Below are 17,171 nucleotides of genomic sequence, written 5' to 3' on the forward strand. Positions count from 1 at the left end.
CTTGCGGCCGGCCGACCTGCGGCGTTGGTGCCCTCGGTGAGATTCGAACTCACACTGTACGGGTTTTGAATCCGTTTCCTCTGCCAGTTGGGATACGAGGGCTGGGTCCGGCTACCTACCTTAGAGGAACCCCCCGAGCGCCCGTCACAGCCGTCACGACACAATGTCCGTCATGACCGGCCCCACCACCGACGCTGACGCCGCCCCGAAGCGGCGGGTCCTGATCGCTGAAGACGAAGCGCTCATCCGCATGGACCTTGCCGAGATGCTGCGAGAGGAGGGGTACGAGATCGTCGGCGAGGCCGGCGACGGACAGGAAGCCGTCGAGCTGGCCGAACAGCATCAGCCGGATCTGGTGATCATGGACGTGAAGATGCCCCGCCGTGACGGCATCGACGCGGCGTCCGAGATCGCCAGCAAGCGCATCGCGCCGATCGTGGTGCTGACCGCGTTCAGCCAGCGCGATCTCGTCGAGCGCGCCCGCGACGCCGGCGCGATGGCCTATTTGGTCAAGCCCTTCACGGCCAGCGATCTGGTGCCTGCCATCGAATTGGCCGTCAGCCGCTTCAGCGAGCTCACAGAGCTCGAACGCGAGGTGGCGACGCTGTCGGATCGGCTGGAGACACGCAAGCTGGTCGAACGCGCCAAAGGGCTGCTGCAGGTCAAGCAGGGCATGACCGAGCCGGAAGCCTTCAAGTGGATTCAGCGGGCGGCGATGGATCGGCGGACGTCGATGAAGCGGGTCGCCGAGGTCGTACTGGAGACCCTCGACAAGCCCGAGTAGCTGGGCGAGCAGACGCGAAAGCCCCCCCCCGCCCGGCGTGTGGGGGGCTTTCGCGTCTGCTCGGCACCCCTACCGCACCCTTTAGCGCGCGACGATCACCGACGAGCCGTGCCCAAACAGACCCTGGTTCGCGGTGACGCCAACCTTTGCGTTCTCCACCTGCCGTCCGGTGGCCTGGCCACGCAGCTGCCAGGTCAACTCGCAGACCTGCGCGATCGCCTGCGCCGGGATCGCCTCGCCGAAGCAGGCCAGCCCGCCGGACGGGTTGACCGGCACCTTGCCGCCGAGCGCCGTCGCGCCACTGCGCAGTAACTGCTCGGCCTCACCCTTCGGGCACAGGCCCAGGTGCTCGTACCAGTCGAGTTCCAGCGCGGTGGACAGGTCGTAGACCTCGGCCAGGCTGACATCCTCGGGTCCGATGCCGGCCTCGGCATAGGCGGCGTCGAGGATCTGGTCCTTGAACACTCGCTCGGGCGCGGCCACCGCTGCGGTGGAATCCGTTGCAATGTCGGGCAATTCGGGCAAGTGCTGCGGGTATTGCGGGGTGACGGTGCTGACCGCGCGCACCGACGGGACCCCGTCGAGGGAACCCAGGTGCTTGCGGGCGAACTCCGCGCTGGCCACGATCAGCGCCGCGGCACCGTCAGAGGTCGCACAGATGTCCAGCTGCCGCAACGGGTCGCTGACCACCGGGCTGGCCAGCACGTCCTCGATGGAGGACTCCTTGCGATAGCGAGCATTCGGGTTCTGCAGGCCGTGCTGGGAGTTCTTCACCTTCACCTGTGCGAAGTCCTCCGACGTCGCGCCGTACAGATCCATCCGGCGCCGCGCGAGCAGCGCGAAGTACACCGGGTTCATCGCGCCGATCAGGTGGAAGCGCTGCCAGTCGGGGTCGTTCTTGCGTTCACCGCCGACGGGCGCGAAGGCGCCCTTGGGTGTGGTGTCGGCGCCGATCACCAGCGCGACGTCGCAGAAGCCGGCCAGGATGTGGGCCCGGGCGCTCTGCAGCGCTTGCGAACCGCTGGCGCACGCGGCGTAGCTGGAGCTGACCGGTACGCCGTTCCACCCGAGCTTCTGCGCGAACGTCGACCCGGCGATAAAACCGGGGTAGCCGTTCCTGATCGTGTCGGCCCCGGCGACCAGCTGTATTTGCCGCCAGTCCAGACCAGCCTCGGCCAGCGCCGCCCGCGCGGCGACCACGCCGTATTCGGTGAAGTCCCGGCCCCATTTGCCCCACGGGTGCATGCCCGCGCCGAGGATGTAGAGCGGCTCGGGAGTACTCATGACGACGACACCTTCCAGGCGTGCACCAGGCGTTCAACACCGTCGGCGTCGGTGAACAGCGGCATAATCGTCAACTCCATCTCCATGCCCACCTTCAGATCCGCAGCCAGCGTCCCCTCGACCACCTTGCCGAGCACGATGATTCCCTCGTCGGCCAGCTCCACGGCGGCGATGGCGAACGGTTCGAACGGCTCCTGCGCGGGGTAGGGCGCGGGCGGGGGATAGCGGTTCTCGGTGTAGCTCCACAGCTTGCCGCGACGCGATAAGGCGACGGACTCTAGTGAGTCGCTCGCGCATGCCGGGTTGGGGCAGTTGTTCTCCCGCGGCGGGAACACATAGGTGCCGCACGCCGGGCACTTGCTGCCGATCAGGTAAGGGTTTCCGGCATCGTCGGTGGCGAACCACCCGTCGATCGCCGGCTGCTGGTAGGTGACCTCTGGCACCGGCTCAGCGTACCCAGCACCGGCGCAAAACTGAAACGTGTTCCAGTTCTGGCGCCGCGAGGAGCGTCGTACCGGGTGCCTAGAGTGTGAGCCGTGAGTGCCCCGCCTTCGAAGAGCGCAGAATCCACGAAACCGACGCTGATGCTGCTGGATGGCAACTCGCTGGCGTTCCGGGCGTTCTATGCGCTGCCCGCGGAGAACTTCAAGACTCGCGGCGGGCTGACCACCAACGCGGTCTATGGGTTCACCGCCATGCTGATCAACCTGCTGCGCGACGAGGCGCCCACGCACATCGCGGCGGCGTTCGACGTGTCCCGGCAGACGTTTCGTTCCGAGCGCTACCCGGAGTACAAGGCCAACCGGTCCTCGACGCCTGATGAGTTCCACGGCCAGATCGACATCACCAAGGAAGTCCTTGGCGCACTTGGCATTACCGTGCTGGCCGAGCCGGGTTTCGAGGCTGACGACATCATCGCGACGCTGGCCACCCAAGCCGAGGGCGAGGGCTACCGGGTGCTGGTGGTCACCGGCGACCGCGACTCGCTGCAATTGGTCAGCGACGACGTGACGGTCCTCTATCCCCGGAAGGGCGTCAGTGAGCTCACCCGCTTCACCCCGGAGGCCGTCGTCGAGAAATACGGCCTGACTCCCAAGCAGTACCCGGACTTCGCCGCGCTGCGCGGCGACCCGAGTGACAACCTGCCCGGCATCCCCGGGGTGGGGGAGAAGACCGCCTCGAAATGGATCATCGAATACGGGTCGCTGCAATCCCTGGTCGACAACGTCGACTCGGTGCGCGGCAAGGTCGGCGACGCGTTGCGTGCACACGTCGCCAACGTCGTGCTGAACCGGGACCTCACCGAGCTGGTCCGGGATGTGCCGTTGGCGCAAACCCCCGATACCCTGCGCTTGCAGCCCTGGGACCGCGACCACATCCACCGGCTCTTCGACGACCTCGAATTCCGCGTCCTGCGGGACAGGCTCTTCGACACGCTCGCCGCCGTCGAACCCGAGGTCGACGAGGGGTTCGACGTGCGCGGCGGGGCGCTGGATCCGGGCACCGTCGGGCAGTGGCTGACCGATCACGCCGGTGACGGCCGCCGGTCCGGGCTGACGGTGGTAGGCACCCACCTGCCGCACGGCGGTGATGCCACCGCGCTGGCCATCGCCGCCGCCGACGGGGACGGCGCCTACCTCGACACCGCCACGCTGACACCCGAGGACGACGCCGCGCTGGCCGCGTGGCTGACCGACCCGGACAAGCCCAAGGCCCTGCACGAGGCGAAGCTGGCCATCCACGACCTGATCGGCCGGGGCTGGACCCTGGCCGGCGTCACCTCCGACACCGCGCTGGCCGCCTACCTGGTGCGGCCCGGGCAGCGCAGCTTCACCCTCGACGACCTCTCGCTGCGTTACCTGCGTCGCGAGTTGCGCGCGGATAACCCTGAGCAGCAACAACTTTCGCTGCTCGACGATATCGACGGGGTGGACGAGCAGGCGGTACAGACCAGCATTCTGCGGGCCCGGGCCGTCGTCGACCTCGCCGACGCCCTGGACGCCGAGCTGACCCGCATCGATTCCACCGCCCTGCTGGGCGAGATGGAGCTGCCGGTGCAGCAGGTGCTGGCCGAGATGGAACATGCCGGCATCGCGGTCGACCTGGCCAAGCTCACCGAGCTACAGACCCAGTTCGCTGACCAGATCCGCGACGCGGCCGAGGCCGCCTATGCCGTGATCGGCAAACAGATCAACCTCGGCTCACCCAAGCAGCTGCAGGTCGTGCTGTTCGACGAACTCGGCATGCCCAAGACCAAGCGCACCAAGACCGGCTACACCACGGATGCGGACGCCCTGCAGTCGTTGTTCGACAAGACCGGCCACCCGTTCCTGCAGCACCTGCTGACCCACCGCGACGTCACCCGGCTCAAGGTCACCGTCGATGGCTTGCTGAACTCGGTGGCCGGTGACGGCCGCATCCACACCACCTTCAACCAGACCATCGCGGCCACCGGCCGGTTGTCCTCGACCGAACCGAACCTGCAGAACATCCCGATCCGCACCGACGCCGGCCGCCAGATCCGCGACGCGTTCGTCGTGGGACGCGGCTACGAGGAGCTGATGACCGCGGACTACAGCCAGATCGAGATGCGGATCATGGCGCACCTGTCCCGCGACGAAGGCCTGATCGAGGCGTTCAACACCGGCGAGGACCTGCACTCGTTCGTAGCGTCCCGCGCTTTCGGCGTGCCGATCGAGGAAGTCACCGGCGAGCTGCGGCGGCGGGTCAAGGCCATGTCATACGGTCTGGCCTACGGGCTCAGCGCTTACGGGCTGGCCGCGCAGCTGAAAATCTCCACCGAGGAAGCCAAGGTCCAGATGGACCAGTACTTCAACCGGTTCGGCGGTGTGCGGGACTACCTGTTCGCGGTGGTCGAGCAGGCCCGCAAGGACGGCTATACCTCGACGGTGCTGGGCCGCCGGCGGTACCTGCCCGAGCTGGACAGCAGCAACCGGCAGGTGCGGGAAGCCGCGGAGCGGGCGGCGCTGAACGCTCCGATCCAGGGCAGCGCGGCCGACCTCATCAAAGTGGCCATGATCGAAGTGGACAAGGCGATCAAAGAGGCCGGGCTGACCTCTCGCATGCTGCTGCAGGTGCACGACGAGCTGCTGTTCGAGATTGCGCCGGGGGAGCGCGACCAGCTCGAGGCGCTGGTCCGCGACAAGATGGGCGGCGCGTACCCGCTGGACGTCCCGCTTGAGGTGTCGGTGGGTTACGGCCCGAGTTGGGATGCTGCGGCGCACTAGGCGGCGAACTTAAACTGCACGGGTGTCGGAACCGGCCCCGCGACCGCGACAATGCAGAGCGCAGCGATGAGGTGGCGGCACCTCCCGCCTGCGGGGAAGAGCGACGCAAATGACCAGCGACCGCCGCTGCTGCGTTATCCGCTGGTTGTCGCCTCGAAGCTGTTCGGCCTACTGCCGGCGCCGGTCGCCGACGCGCTGTTAGCCGTCGTCGCGCGGCTGGTGTACTGGCGCGGCCGCGCCCAGCACCTGCACGTACTGCAGGACTTTCGCGACAACGTGGACCCGACGGCACAGTTCTCGTCCCGCAAGTGGCGGCCGGTCCAGGCGATGTACCGGGCGCTGGTGCGCAACGCCAACGACGCGATCTGGTTCCTCGCCGCACCGCACGACGCCGCACTTCGCCGGTTCCGCATCGCTGACCCGGCGCCCATCCACGCCGCCCTCGAAGCCGGCCGAGCGGCCGGTGTCGGCGTCATCGTCGCCTTCCCGCATCTGGGCTCCTATGCAGCGCTGCCGATCGTGCTCGCGCTCAACGGGCTGCCCACGACGGTGGTCGCCAACCGGCAGCGGGCCTTGATGCAGTGGGTGATCCACCGTGGCGCGCAGAAGGCCGGTCTGGAACTCATCGTGGTCGAGCGCACCGGCGGCGCCAGCATCACCGCGGCCATGGCGGACGCGCTGCGCCGTGGCCGGATCGTCGCGATCGCCGGCGACTATTTCCGGGCCCGCGAGGGCGCCCACGGCGGGGCAAGCGCCGGCATCCACGTCGACCTCGCCGGCATCAAGCGACCGGTCGGTCCGGGACCGGCGCTGCTGGCTCTGCGCACCGGAGCGCTGATCGTCCCCGGCGCGGTCTTCCAGCGCAGACACCAGCGGGAACCGGTGTTCGGCGAGCCGATCGCCGCCGAGGTGCCCCTGGGCGGGGACGACCACAGCGTGCGCGACGCCGTGCAGCAGACGTCGCAGCGCGTCGCCGACGCCCTCGCCGAGTTCATCCGGCGTGAGCCGGATCAGTGGCTGATGCCCGGCGGGCTGGTGTCGGACTCGGTCGGCCGCCGACGGCGGTAGATCCGAATCGTCGAGCGTGGGGTTTATGCACGTCAGCAGCGTGGATCACGTACCGAAGGCTTACGGCGGGCGGCCAACTAGCCAGAGAAATGGGCCGCGCGTCGGTGCGGATACGCACACGGTAGTCTGATCATGATTTCGACCGAGTTTGTCCAGCGTGTAGGCAGTCGAGTAGCCTCGACTGGTACCCGTTTGCGCTCGATCGCGGGTCACACCAATAACTCAAGTCCCAAGTCCCTACGATGAACCCTGTCCGGAGCAACCCAACAATATGCCGAGTCCCGCCGTCACCTCGCCGCAAGTAGCCGTCAACGACATAGGCACCAGCGAGGATTTTCTTGCCGCAATAGATAAAACGATCAAGTACTTCAACGATGGCGACATCGTCGAAGGCACCATCGTCAAAGTTGACCGGGACGAGGTGCTCCTCGACATCGGCTACAAGACCGAAGGGGTCATCCCCGCCCGCGAGCTCTCCATCAAGCACGACGTCGACCCCAACGAGGTCGTTTCCGTCGGTGATGAGGTCGAGGCCCTGGTTCTCACCAAAGAGGACAAAGAAGGCCGACTGATCCTGTCCAAGAAGCGCGCCCAGTACGAGCGCGCCTGGGGCACCATCGAAGAGCTCAAGGAGAAGGACGAGGCCGTCAAGGGCACCGTCATCGAGGTCGTCAAGGGCGGCCTGATCCTCGACATCGGGTTGCGCGGCTTCCTGCCCGCCTCGCTGGTCGAGATGCGCCGCGTGCGTGATCTGCAGCCCTACATCGGCAAGGAGATCGAAGCCAAGATCATCGAGCTGGACAAGAACCGCAACAACGTGGTGCTGTCCCGCCGTGCCTGGCTGGAGCAGACCCAGTCCGAGGTGCGCAGCGAGTTCCTCAACCAGCTGCAGAAGGGCACCATCCGCAAGGGTGTTGTCTCCTCCATCGTCAACTTCGGCGCGTTCGTCGACCTGGGCGGGGTGGACGGTCTGGTGCACGTGTCCGAGCTGTCCTGGAAGCACATCGACCACCCGTCCGAGGTGGTTCAGGTGGGCGACGAGGTCACCGTCGAGGTGCTCGACGTCGACATGGATCGCGAGCGGGTTTCGTTGTCGCTCAAGGCGACTCAGGAAGACCCGTGGCGTCACTTCGCCCGCACGCATGCCATCGGGCAGATCGTGCCGGGCAAGGTCACCAAGCTGGTTCCGTTCGGTGCGTTCGTTCGCGTCGAGGAGGGCATCGAGGGTCTGGTGCACATCTCCGAGCTGGCCGAGCGCCACGTCGAGGTGCCCGACCAGGTGGTTGCCGTCGGCGACGACGCGATGGTCAAGGTCATCGACATCGACCTGGAGCGCCGCCGGATCTCGCTGTCGCTCAAGCAGGCCAACGAGGACTACACCGACGAATTCGACCCGGCGAAGTACGGCATGGCCGACAGCTACGACGAGCAGGGCAACTACATCTTCCCCGAGGGCTTCGACGCCGAGACCAACGAGTGGATGGAAGGTTTCGACGCCCAGCGCAACGAGTGGGAGGCCCGCTACGCCGAGGCGGAGCGCCGGCACAAGATGCACACCGCGCAGATGGAGAAGTTCGCCGCGGCGGAGGCTGCCGACCACGGTGCCGGCGGCCAGTCGTCCTCGAGCAGCAGCTCCTCGGAGAAGTCCGCGGGCGGATCGCTGGCCAGCGACGCCCAGCTGGCGGCTCTGCGGGAGAAGCTCGCCGGCAGCGCATAACACGCACGGATGCTGCGCATCGGGCTGACCGGCGGTATCGGCGCCGGGAAGTCGGCGCTGTCCAAGACGTTCTCGGAGTGCGGTGGCATCATCGTCGACGGTGATGTCATCGCGCGCGAGGTCGTCGAGCGGGGCACCGAGGGGTTGAAGTCGCTCGTCGAAACGTTCGGCGAGGACATCCTGCAGCCCGACGGGTCCCTGGACCGCCCGGCGTTGGCGGCCAAGGCCTTCGCCAGCGAGGACGAGCGCAAGAAGCTCAACGGCATCGTGCATCCGCTGGTTGCCCAGCGGCGTGCGGAGATCATCGCCGCGGTGTCTCCGGATGCCGTTGTGGTGGAAGACATTCCGCTACTGGTGGAGTCCGGCATGGCTCCGCTGTTCCCGCTGGTGGTCATCGTGCACGCCGACGTCGAACTCCGGTTGCGCCGACTGGTCGACCAACGCGGCATGTCCGAAGAAGACGCGCGGGCCAGGATCGCCGCGCAGGCCACCGACGAGCAGCGGCGGGCCGTGGCCGATATCTGGTTAGACAACTCGGGCACCCCGGAGGCGCTGACCGAACGAGCCCGCGACGTGTGGCGCAACCGGATCGTCCCGTTCGCGCACAACCTCAGCGAGCGCGCTCATGCCCACGCGCCGGCGCGGGTGGTGCCCGCCGACCCGAGTTGGGCGGATCAGGCCCGACGCATCGTCAACCGGCTGCAGACCACCTGCGGCCACCGGGCGGTGCGGGTGGACCACATCGGATCGACAGCCGTGCCGGACCTCGACGCCAAGGACGTCATCGACATCCAGGTCACCGTCGAATCCCTGGACGTCGCTGACGAACTCGTCGAACCGTTGCTGTCCGCGGGCTATCCGCGTCTCGAGCACATCACTCAGGACGCGGCGAAATCCGATGCCCGCAGCACCGTACCGGGCCTCGACCACAGTGACGATCCGGCATTGTGGCACAAACGCATTCACGCCTCCGCCGACCCGGGACGACCGACCAACGTGCACATCCGCGTCGCCGGCTGGCCGAATCAGCAGTTCGCACTGCTGTTCGTGGACTGGCTCAAGGCCAATGCCGAGGTGCGGGAGAAATATCTGGGGGTCAAGCGGGCGGCCGACGGGAGCGCCCGTGGCGACACCGTGCGCTACGTGACGGCCAAGGAACCCTGGTTCCGCGAGGCCTACCGGCAGGCCTGGGAGTGGGCCGACGCCACCGGCTGGAAGCCCTGAGTCGGCCATGCCGTTCGTCAGCGACATCCTGGGTCCGCGGCGGCCGGTCCTCGACGAGGCGCCGCCGCTGACGGACGGCCGCCGGCGACGCACCAGCACCATCGACACCCATCCGGACGGAACGCGCGGCAAGCTGGTCGACCTGCGGGCCCGCGACGCGTCGGCCGAGAGCGCGGCAGAGGTCCGGGTCACCGCGCACCTGACCGATCACGTCATCGACGACATCCGTTCGGACAACGCCGATCTGGACGCGCTACTGGGCTGCCGGGTGGGTGCGGGTTTCCGGGCGAAGATGACCCACTTGTTTCCCGAGGAGTTGCGGCGGGCCACCCTGCTTCACCTGTTGCTCGACGATTGGGTCGGTGCCGCGCTGGTATCCGGATACGCGGCGCAGCACGCGTCGATCGTCGACGGCGTCGAGGCAAAGATGCCGGTGGGTGTCGCCGACCGGATGGCCGGGATCTGCGCCGGCTTCGCGCCGGACGCGTCGTTGATCGCCTACACCCGGCGACACGACGTCATCCCGACCGGCCGCGGGCCGGTGGCGCCGGGGCTGCACGGGCTGCACGACGTCGATCCGCTGCGGGAGCGGGGGATGCGCCGGTTCCGGCGGCTCGACGTGTGGCCGGTGAGCGCCGAGTCGGTGGGCTTCGACGCCCACTTCCGCGACTCGCACATGGACGACGAGCTGGTCGAGACGATCGTGCACGAATACACCGTGGTCGGCACGGTCGACGCGTCGACGCGGACCATCACCGCGGTAGATGCCGAGGTGCGAGTGCTGCCCTGGCGGGAATGCCCCGCCGCAATCGGCAGTGCCGCGCGAATCCAGGGCATGGCGCTGACCGAGCTACGGGACCGTATCCGCGGCGAATTCGTCGGCACCAGCACCTGCACGCACCTCAACGACACTCTCCGCGCGCTCGCCGACCTGGATGCGCTGATAGATAGCCGGTAAGCAGCGCGACGATCTCGTCTTCGACCTCGCCGAAGTCCACCGGATCGGTCCCGACATCGGGCCTAGTGACCAGCCGGTGCACCAATGAGTCGATCGTCGCCACCACCAACTGCGCGTTCAGTCGGCTGTCGGCGCGAACTTCGGGGTGCTGGTCGAGCAACCGCGCGGCCGTGTCCACGCTGAACTGTTCCAGATCGTGCAAGCGGTTCAGAAACTCCGGCGCCCGTGGTGCCTCCTCGAACAGCACCCGGTGCAGGCGCGGGTTGTCCCGGTGGTTGTCGATGGCCGCCCGGACGAACAAGCGCAGCATGTCGTCGAGTCGTTCCGGCAAGCCACCCGACAACCGCTCGGTGAGCAGCCGCGCGCCGGCGTCCACGTGCGCGTCCATCAACGCGCGCAGGACGGCGTCCTTGTTGGGAAAGTATTGGTAAACCGAGCCGATCGACACCCCGGCCCGCTCGGCGATGCGGTTCGTGGTGCCCGCCGCATAGCCGTGCTCGGCGAAAACCTGAGCCGCCGCATCCAGGACACGCTGCCTGGTCTCGGCGGCCCGCTGCTGTTTGGGCTGCTTACGTTGCCGAAATCGGTCTGTGGGTGCGATCGCGAAACTCCCGGGCAAAAGCGAGTAGTCATCCGACGCCGACCCTAGCAAAATTAGGTTGCCCTAAGAAGGAGTCCGCGATGCGCACTGTTCACGTCGAAACCGTCCTGCCCACCAGCGCCGACCGCGTCTGGTCGGCGATGCTGTCGCCTGCCACCTTTCTCTACGTCTGCAAGGGTCTGTTCGGGTTCCCGTCGCTGGCGGGACGTACGGAGGCATTGCGGCTCGGCGAGTCCGGCACCGGTTGGCTGTTCGCCTTCCACGTCATCCCGGCCTACCGGCACACCATCAACGTCGTCGAGGTCGACGAAGCTACAGGAAGCATCCGTACCAACGAATACGGCGGCCTGCTCAAGGCCTGGAACCACACCCTGCACGTCGAACCGATCGACGCGCATTCCTGCCGCTACAGCGACACCGTCGACATCGACGCCGGAAGGATGACAGGAGTGGTTGTGGCGGTCGCACACGGGATCTACCGATACCGGCAGCGCCGCTGGCGCAAGCTGGTGCGCCGGCACATGTCGCCGGTTACGCCCGCCGCCACGTGAGCTGTATGTCGTGCGAGCCGAGCCAGCGGGACAAGTCGTACCCGTTGCGGGCCAGTCCGTCGATCGCCGCCACGGCGCGCCGCACCGCCAGCTCGGCCACGTCGGGCGCCAGCAGCCCCTGCCGCACGGCGGTGAAAAGCTCGTCGACGTCGGCTAGTTCGGCGTTGCGGCCGGTGCGCACCTCGATGTCGAGGTAATGGTCCTCCGAGCGCCACACCGTCGGGCCGGGGGTGTACTCGCCGATATCCAGGTAGTGATCGTGGTCGCGCTCGTGGCCCGGATTGAAGTGAAATATCGTGGCGCGCAAGCCCAAAGACGGCAGCAACCACGATTCGAGGTAGTGGAACTGAGCGCGGCCGGGCGTCGGCCGGGCCAGGTAGAGGCCCCAGGGCTGCAGGACGTACTCGTCGACCGCCCGCACGATTCCCTTGGGGTCCGTGTTGGTGCGGGCAGCGAGGTCGAACGTCTCGTGCTTGGGCGGGTGGATGGTCTCACTCTAACGACGTAACCGGATCCGCCACCGCACGAAGCAGGCGTAGAACAGCGAGAGTCCGGCCAGCATGCCCATGTCGGTCAGCCAGCTCTTTGACGTGTGCTCCCAGAACCGGTCCTGGGACACCAGCGAACCCGGCACCAGGTGGCGCAGATCGACCGTCGAAGCCGCCGCCGCATAGCCCCACCGCGCGGGCGTGGCGAAGGACAGCTGATTGAGCCCGAGTCGGCCGGTCACCGGGACCATCCCGCCGCACAGCACGAGCTGCGCCATGACCGTCACCACGAACAGGGGCATGATCTGCTCGCTGGACCGCACCAGCGACGAGATGGCCAGACCCAGAATGGCCGAGGCGACACAGGTCGCGGCGACGGTGGTGAACAGTTCCACCGAAGCCCCGAACGTCGAGTGGCCCATCAGGACCCCACCGCGCGTGGGCGCGCTCTTGCCCAACACCACGATCGCGGTGATGATCGCCGACTGCACGACGGCGAAGCCGCAGAACACCACCGTCTTGGCCAGCAGATAAGCCGTCGTCGAGAGCCCAACAGCCTGCTCGCGCTGGAAGATGGCCCGCTCGCCGACCAGGTCCCGGATCGTCAGCGCGGTCCCCATGAAGGCGGCGGCCGGCAGCAGCAGCGCCAGAATCTGCGCGGCTTCGTCGGGCGTGCCCGCGTTGGGGCCGGGGACCCGAAAACCGTTGCTGCCCGGCACCGTCAGCGACAGCGAGCCCAGGATGAACGGCAACACGGCCAAGAATATGAAGTACGCCCGGTCGGCGACGACCAGGCGGACCTGCCGCCGGGCGATGGTCGAGATCTGCCGTCGCACGCTGGTGTGCACCGGTTCACCCAGGTCGGCCGGCTCGGCGGCCCCGGCCGCGGGCTGCCGCAGGCTCTGCGCTTCGTTCTGGGCCAGGAAGCGGCGATTGGCCTCGTCCGGGTCGGCTCCCACCTGGCTGAAGATCTTGGCCCAGTTGGTGGTGCCCATCGCCTCGCCAATCTGGTCCGGCGGACCGCAGTACGCGGTCTTGCCGCCCGGCGCCACCAGCAGCAACTGGTCGCAGGTGTCCAGGTAGGAGAGCATGTGCGTGACCACGATGACCACCCGACCGGCGTCGGCGAGCTGACGCAGCATCGTCATCACCTGGTGGTCGAGCGCGGGATCCAGGCCCGACGTCGGTTCGTCCAGGATTAGCAGCGACGGCCCGGTGAGCAGCTCCAGCGCGACCGAGGCCCGCTTACGCTGCCCGCCGGACAACTTGTCCACCCGGGTTTCGGCGTGCTTGGTCAGATCGAGTTCCTTGAGCACCTGGGTGACCACCCGGCCCCGGTCGGACTTGCTGGTGTCGGGGGGCAGCCGGAGTTCGGCGGCGTAGCCCAACGCCTGGTTGACGGTGAGCTGGCGGTGCACCACGTCGTCCTGCGGGACGATCCCGATCCGGCTGCGCAGCGACGCGTACTCGGCGTGAATGTCGTGGCCCTCGAAGGTGACCGAGCCTGAACTCGGACGGGCATAGCCGGCGATCAGCCGGGCCAGGGTGCTCTTTCCGGCACCGGACCCGCCGATCACCGCGGTCAGGGTCCCCGGCCGGGCCACCAGGGAGATTCCGTCCAGCAGCCGTTTGCCGTTGTCGACGGTGTAGTTGACGCTTCGCACTTCCAAACCGCCTGTGCGGGTGGCGGTTTCGCGGCGCGGAACGAGGGTGTCGTCACGGAACTCCAGGTCGACGTTGCCGATGGTGACGACGTCACCCTTGGACAGGATCGCCGATCCGACCCGGGTGCCGTTGACGAAGGTTCCGTTGATGCTGCGGTCCTGGATCTCGGTGCCCAACGGCGTGTCACGCAGGACGGCGTGCTGTCGGGATGCCAGCACGTCGGAGACGACGATGTCGTTGTCGTTGGCCCGGCCGATTGTCAGGGTGCCGGCCGCCTTCGTGGACCCGGACGCGCCGGCTACCCGGGGCGCCAAGATCCGGACCATCCGGGTGGCCAGGCTCGACACGTCGGCCGACTTGATGTCGATCTCGGTCATCTCGGCCCGTTCCGGCTGGATGTTGACCGAGGTGACTTCGTCGGCCGGCGGCAACGGCGGTACCGGCTGCCGCTGCGGACGGCGCGGTGTCGGTCGGGGCGGCGCCGGATGCACCGGTCCGCGTGGGGGCCCGACCGGCGGGCGTGGTGGCGGCGGCGTGGTCGTCCATGCCAGGGTGGGCGGGCCGCTGTCGTGGGCGGTTCTGGGCTTGGCGACGGGCGGGCGGGTCGCCGATCCGTGCTGTTGCCCGATCTCGAAGGTCAGCCGCGGCCCGGCCGGATTCCCGACATTGATGCTCTGGCCGTCGTGGATGTCGACCACAGGCATCCGGTAGCCGTTGACGTACGTCCCGTTCAGCGAACCGTTGTCGATCGCCAGCCATCGGCCCTGGTCGAATCGCAGCACCAGGTGTGCCCGCGAGATGCGCGGGTCCGGGATGCGCAGATCGGCGTGCAGGTCCCGTCCGATGATCACCTCGTACCCGGGAGCGAACGAAAGTTGGGTACCGTCGTGTCGGATGGTCAGCGCGGGTGGGGCTGGTCGACTCACCAGACCAGTATCGGCGGAAAGTCTGAGTGAGCTCTGTGTGACGCAGCTGTGAATCAGCTATGTTTCGGTTCGATCACTCACAGCTGCTACATAACTGGTATTTCCCCAGTGGCGGGCCAACTTCCGGCATGATTCGACGGTAGGGGAAATGTCTGTACGGCCGAGCGGACAACTCAAGGTCCTCGGCGTACTGCGATGTCGCCGAGCCCGAGCCCGAGCCTGAGCCGAGGCCGCGACAGCCAGCAAGCATCAGAGGGGAACAGCTATGGACGACCAGAGCGGCGCCACCCGGCGCTTGCACGCGGGTCGACGGCTGCTGACCAATCCGCGTCAGGCGCGCGCGGCGCTGCGGGCGGGTTTCCAGGCCTTGCCGTCGGCGACAGTTGCGCACCTGCGCCGTCGCGCGGTACCGCCGCCGAGCGCGCCCGCGAACCAGCCGCCGCCCCCCAAGCAGGAACGGCAGGACGTCGCCGTCGTCGAGGAAGCCGGCGCTCGCGTCGGGCTGTCCCGCGGCGCCGCCTTCGCCGGCTACACCATCCTTCGTCAGCTGGGCGCCGGCGGCATGGCCGAGGTGTATCTGGCCCTACATCCCCGGCTGCCCCGCCGCGACGTGATCAAGGTTCTGGCCGAAGCGATCACGGCGGACACCGAGTTTCGCGAACGCTTCAACCGGGAAGCCGACCTGGCCGCCACGCTCTGGCACCCCCACATCGTGGGCGTGCACGACCGCGGCGAATACAACGGCAAGCTGTGGATCTCGATGGACTACGTCGAAGGCACCGACGCGTCCCGGCTCGTCAAGGAGCAGTATCCCGACGGCATGCCCGCGGATGAGGTGTGCGCCATCCTCAGCGCCGTGGCGGGCGCGCTCGACTACGCGCACGACCGCGGCCTGCTGCACCGCGACGTCAAGCCCGCGAACATCCTGCTCACCCATCCCGAGGACGACGAGCGGCGAATCCTGTTGGCCGACTTCGGTGTTGCCCGGCACCTGGGGGATATCAGCGGGATCACCCAGACGAACGTCGCGGTCGGCACCGTCGCTTACGCGGCGCCGGAGCAGCTGACGGGATCCAACATCGACGGTCGCGCCGATCAATACGCGTTGGCGGCCACGGCATTTCACCTGTTGACCGGCGCACCGCCGTTTCTGCACCCCAACTCGATCGCGGTGATCAGCCAGCACCTTAACGACGAGCCGCCCCGGCTGAGCGAGCGCCGACCCGATCTGGCCTACCTCGACGAGGTGTTCATCCGGGCCCTGGCCAAGGACCCGGCCGAAAGATACGAGCGGTGCCGGGCCTTCGCCGCCGACTTCCGCGCCCAACTGCCCGACGGTTGCGACGAGGACAGCGAGACCGATTCGGCGGGGGAGCTCGGGCAACGGGGCGTGGTGGCGGCGTTGGGCCGCAGGTTGTCGGCCCGGACCCGGATGGCGGCCGCGCTGGTCTGCGCGGTGCTGATCGCGGTGGCAGCAACCTGGTCGATCCTGTACTCGTTCGAACCCGACCCTTCGAGCACCCCGCAGCCGAAGCCCGCGCTGGCTGCCCGGCCCGCCGCCCCGGAGGCGCCGCCCGCTCCAGCTCCGGCGCCGGTCGCCGCTACCGGCATGCGTGTCCTCGACGGCACCTATCGGCTGGACTATGACCGGTCCAAGAAGACCAGCAACGGGCTGGGCATCCGGCACGACGGGTCCACTACCGACTGGTGGGCGTTCCACTCCGTGTGCACCACCAACGGGTGCGCGGCGACCGGCGTGCAGTTGGACAACACAAACCACCAGATAGCCGCCACGGCCGGCGGCGGCCAGAACGACACCCTGCGGTTCGTCGCGGGGTACTGGCAGGGCGCGCCTCAGCAGGAGCGGGTGGCCTGCCGTCAGCCCAACGGTCCCGCCGGAGCCACCCAGCAGGAAACCGTGGCCTGGTCGTTGGCGCCGCAGGCCGACGGCACACTGCGCGGCATAGAAACCGAGACTGTGCTCAGCAACGAGTGTGGGGCGCAGGGGGCGGTGCTGCGAGTGCCGGTGGTGGCCACCCGGGTCGGGGACCCGCCGTCTGGGCTGAGGTTGGCAGATCCGGCGCAGACGCTCGCGGCGCCCGCCTCGCCGGCCAGCAAGCCGGCGCCACCCGTGCTCGGCGGCGCATGCAGCGACGTCGACAAGCTGGCCTACGACCAGACCAGCAACGAGCAGGTGGTGTGCGAGGGCGGTACGTGGGGGAAAGCGCCGATCACCACTGGGGTCCACGCCGTCGGTAGCTCGTGTAACCGCCCGGACATCCCGGTATTCGCCATGTCTGCATCGAACGACGGTTACCTGATCGAGTGCAACCCGTCGACCCGGGTCTGGGCGCGACACGGCTGACTCGGTCAGCCCGGACCGCGCGAGGGTGCGCGGATGGACAGCGACACGCCGCTGAGAGCGGCATTCTTCGCACGCTCAGCGCCCAAGGCGTTTTTCGCGTGGTGAGTTTTGCCATTTGCCCACGTCGTTGACGCTTGCGTTGATAAGTTGCGTCCCCAACGGGGGTCATCGGCCTGAGGAGGCTTGGATGTCGTTTGTGGTCGCTGCGCCCCAGTTGGTTTCGGCCACAGCCGCACAATTGGCCGGGATCGGCTCGTCCCTGAATGCGGCCAACAGCAGCGCCGTCGCCACC

General features: G+C 67.9%; 14 protein-coding genes and 1 tRNA gene. 9 read left to right on the forward strand and 6 right to left on the reverse strand.

Annotated features, from left to right (window positions below):
• Positions 1-25: 25 nt before the first annotated feature.
• Positions 26-102 (reverse strand) — tRNA-Leu (locus A5645_RS22770).
• A 70-nt stretch (positions 103-172) separates the two neighbouring features.
• Here A5645_RS22770 and A5645_RS22775 point away from each other — a divergent pair.
• Entirely contained in the window at positions 173-784 is a 612-nt protein-coding gene (locus A5645_RS22775; RefSeq protein WP_065035994.1) for an ANTAR domain-containing response regulator, read from the forward strand.
• 81 nt (positions 785-865) lie between these two features.
• Here the strand turns inward: A5645_RS22775 and A5645_RS22780 are convergent, their stop codons facing one another.
• Entirely contained in the window at positions 866-2,068 is a 1,203-nt protein-coding gene (locus A5645_RS22780; protein WP_065035995.1) for a lipid-transfer protein, read from the reverse strand.
• Positions 2,065-2,511, reverse strand: coding sequence for a Zn-ribbon domain-containing OB-fold protein (locus tag A5645_RS22785; protein WP_065035996.1), 447 nt, complete (start codon positions 2,509-2,511; stop codon positions 2,065-2,067). The genes A5645_RS22780 and A5645_RS22785 overlap by 4 nt, the downstream gene beginning before the upstream one ends.
• A 141-nt stretch (positions 2,512-2,652) precedes the next feature.
• On the opposite strand from A5645_RS22785, the gene polA reads away from it, so the two are divergent.
• The 5 genes from polA (at position 2,653) to A5645_RS22810 (ending at position 10,283) form a co-directional block, all read left to right on the forward strand.
• Positions 2,653-5,316, forward strand: a complete 2,664-nt coding sequence (gene polA / locus A5645_RS22790) for a DNA polymerase I (protein ID WP_065131118.1) — start codon at positions 2,653-2,655, stop codon at positions 5,314-5,316.
• 66 nt (positions 5,317-5,382) lie between these two features.
• Complete coding sequence (locus A5645_RS22795; protein ID WP_065131119.1) at positions 5,383-6,384, forward strand: lysophospholipid acyltransferase family protein; 1,002 nt, start codon at positions 5,383-5,385, stop codon at positions 6,382-6,384.
• 271 nt (positions 6,385-6,655) lie between these two features.
• Complete coding sequence (gene rpsA, locus A5645_RS22800) at positions 6,656-8,101, forward strand: 30S ribosomal protein S1 (RefSeq protein ID WP_036355980.1); 1,446 nt, start codon at positions 6,656-6,658, stop codon at positions 8,099-8,101.
• 9 nt (positions 8,102-8,110) lie between these two features.
• The gene (gene coaE, locus A5645_RS22805; protein WP_065131120.1) at positions 8,111-9,325 is read left to right on the forward strand and encodes a dephospho-CoA kinase; all 1,215 of its coding nucleotides are present in this window, start codon (positions 8,111-8,113) and stop codon (positions 9,323-9,325) included.
• Positions 9,326-9,332: 7 nt separating this feature from the next.
• Positions 9,333-10,283, forward strand: a complete 951-nt coding sequence (locus A5645_RS22810; protein ID WP_065131121.1) for a DUF2889 domain-containing protein — start codon at positions 9,333-9,335, stop codon at positions 10,281-10,283.
• Here the strand turns inward: A5645_RS22810 and A5645_RS22815 are convergent.
• Entirely contained in the window at positions 10,228-10,902 is a 675-nt protein-coding gene (locus A5645_RS22815) for a TetR/AcrR family transcriptional regulator (protein WP_172830593.1), read from the reverse strand. The genes A5645_RS22810 and A5645_RS22815 overlap by 56 nt on opposite strands.
• Positions 10,903-10,964: 62 nt before the next feature.
• Here A5645_RS22815 and A5645_RS22820 point away from each other — a divergent pair, with 62 nt between their 5' ends.
• The gene (locus A5645_RS22820; RefSeq protein WP_065131123.1) at positions 10,965-11,435 is read left to right on the forward strand and encodes an Rv1443c family protein; all 471 of its coding nucleotides are present in this window, start codon (positions 10,965-10,967) and stop codon (positions 11,433-11,435) included.
• Here the strand turns inward: A5645_RS22820 and A5645_RS22825 are convergent.
• On the reverse strand, positions 11,416-11,856 hold the full coding sequence (locus A5645_RS22825) for a ribonuclease FAU-1 family protein (protein ID WP_065131124.1): 441 nt from the start codon (positions 11,854-11,856) through the stop codon (positions 11,416-11,418). The two genes, A5645_RS22820 and A5645_RS22825, sit on opposite strands and share 20 nt — an antisense overlap.
• A 75-nt stretch (positions 11,857-11,931) precedes the next feature.
• Positions 11,932-14,514, reverse strand: coding sequence for an FHA domain-containing protein (locus A5645_RS22830; RefSeq protein WP_081288510.1), 2,583 nt, complete (start codon positions 14,512-14,514; stop codon positions 11,932-11,934).
• 265 nt (positions 14,515-14,779) lie between these two features.
• Here A5645_RS22830 and A5645_RS22835 point away from each other — a divergent pair, with 265 nt between their 5' ends.
• Both A5645_RS22835 and A5645_RS27350 read left to right on the forward strand, forming a co-directional pair.
• Positions 14,780-16,879 (forward strand): serine/threonine-protein kinase, encoded by a 2,100-nt coding sequence (locus A5645_RS22835; RefSeq protein ID WP_065131126.1) that lies wholly within the window; start codon positions 14,780-14,782, stop codon positions 16,877-16,879.
• A 187-nt stretch (positions 16,880-17,066) separates the two neighbouring features.
• Positions 17,067-17,171: PE domain-containing protein (locus A5645_RS27350; protein WP_155768130.1), on the forward strand; the 105-nt coding region annotated here is incomplete at its 3' end.

It is taken from the genome of Mycobacterium asiaticum (assembly GCF_001673635.1).
Classification (GTDB): Bacteria; Actinomycetota; Actinomycetes; order Mycobacteriales; family Mycobacteriaceae; genus Mycobacterium; species Mycobacterium asiaticum_C.

Excerpts from the sequence above, each read along its gene's own strand:
- rpsA (WP_036355980.1), top strand. The coding sequence starts at position 6,656 with ATGCCGAGTCCCGCCGTCACCTCGCCGCAAGTAGCCGTCAACGACATA.
- A5645_RS22820 (WP_065131123.1), top strand. The coding sequence starts at position 10,965 with ATGCGCACTGTTCACGTCGAAACCGTCCTGCCCACCAGCGCCGACCGC.
- A5645_RS22795 (WP_065131119.1), top strand. The coding sequence starts at position 5,383 with ATGAGGTGGCGGCACCTCCCGCCTGCGGGGAAGAGCGACGCAAATGAC.
- A5645_RS22780 (WP_065035995.1), bottom strand. The coding sequence starts at position 2,068 with ATGAGTACTCCCGAGCCGCTCTACATCCTCGGCGCGGGCATGCACCCG.
- A5645_RS22835 (WP_065131126.1), top strand. The coding sequence starts at position 14,780 with ATGGACGACCAGAGCGGCGCCACCCGGCGCTTGCACGCGGGTCGACGG.
- polA (WP_065131118.1), top strand. The coding sequence starts at position 2,653 with ATGCTGCTGGATGGCAACTCGCTGGCGTTCCGGGCGTTCTATGCGCTG.
- coaE (WP_065131120.1), top strand. The coding sequence starts at position 8,111 with ATGCTGCGCATCGGGCTGACCGGCGGTATCGGCGCCGGGAAGTCGGCG.
- A5645_RS22775 (WP_065035994.1), top strand. The coding sequence starts at position 173 with ATGACCGGCCCCACCACCGACGCTGACGCCGCCCCGAAGCGGCGGGTC.
- A5645_RS22810 (WP_065131121.1), top strand. The coding sequence starts at position 9,333 with ATGCCGTTCGTCAGCGACATCCTGGGTCCGCGGCGGCCGGTCCTCGAC.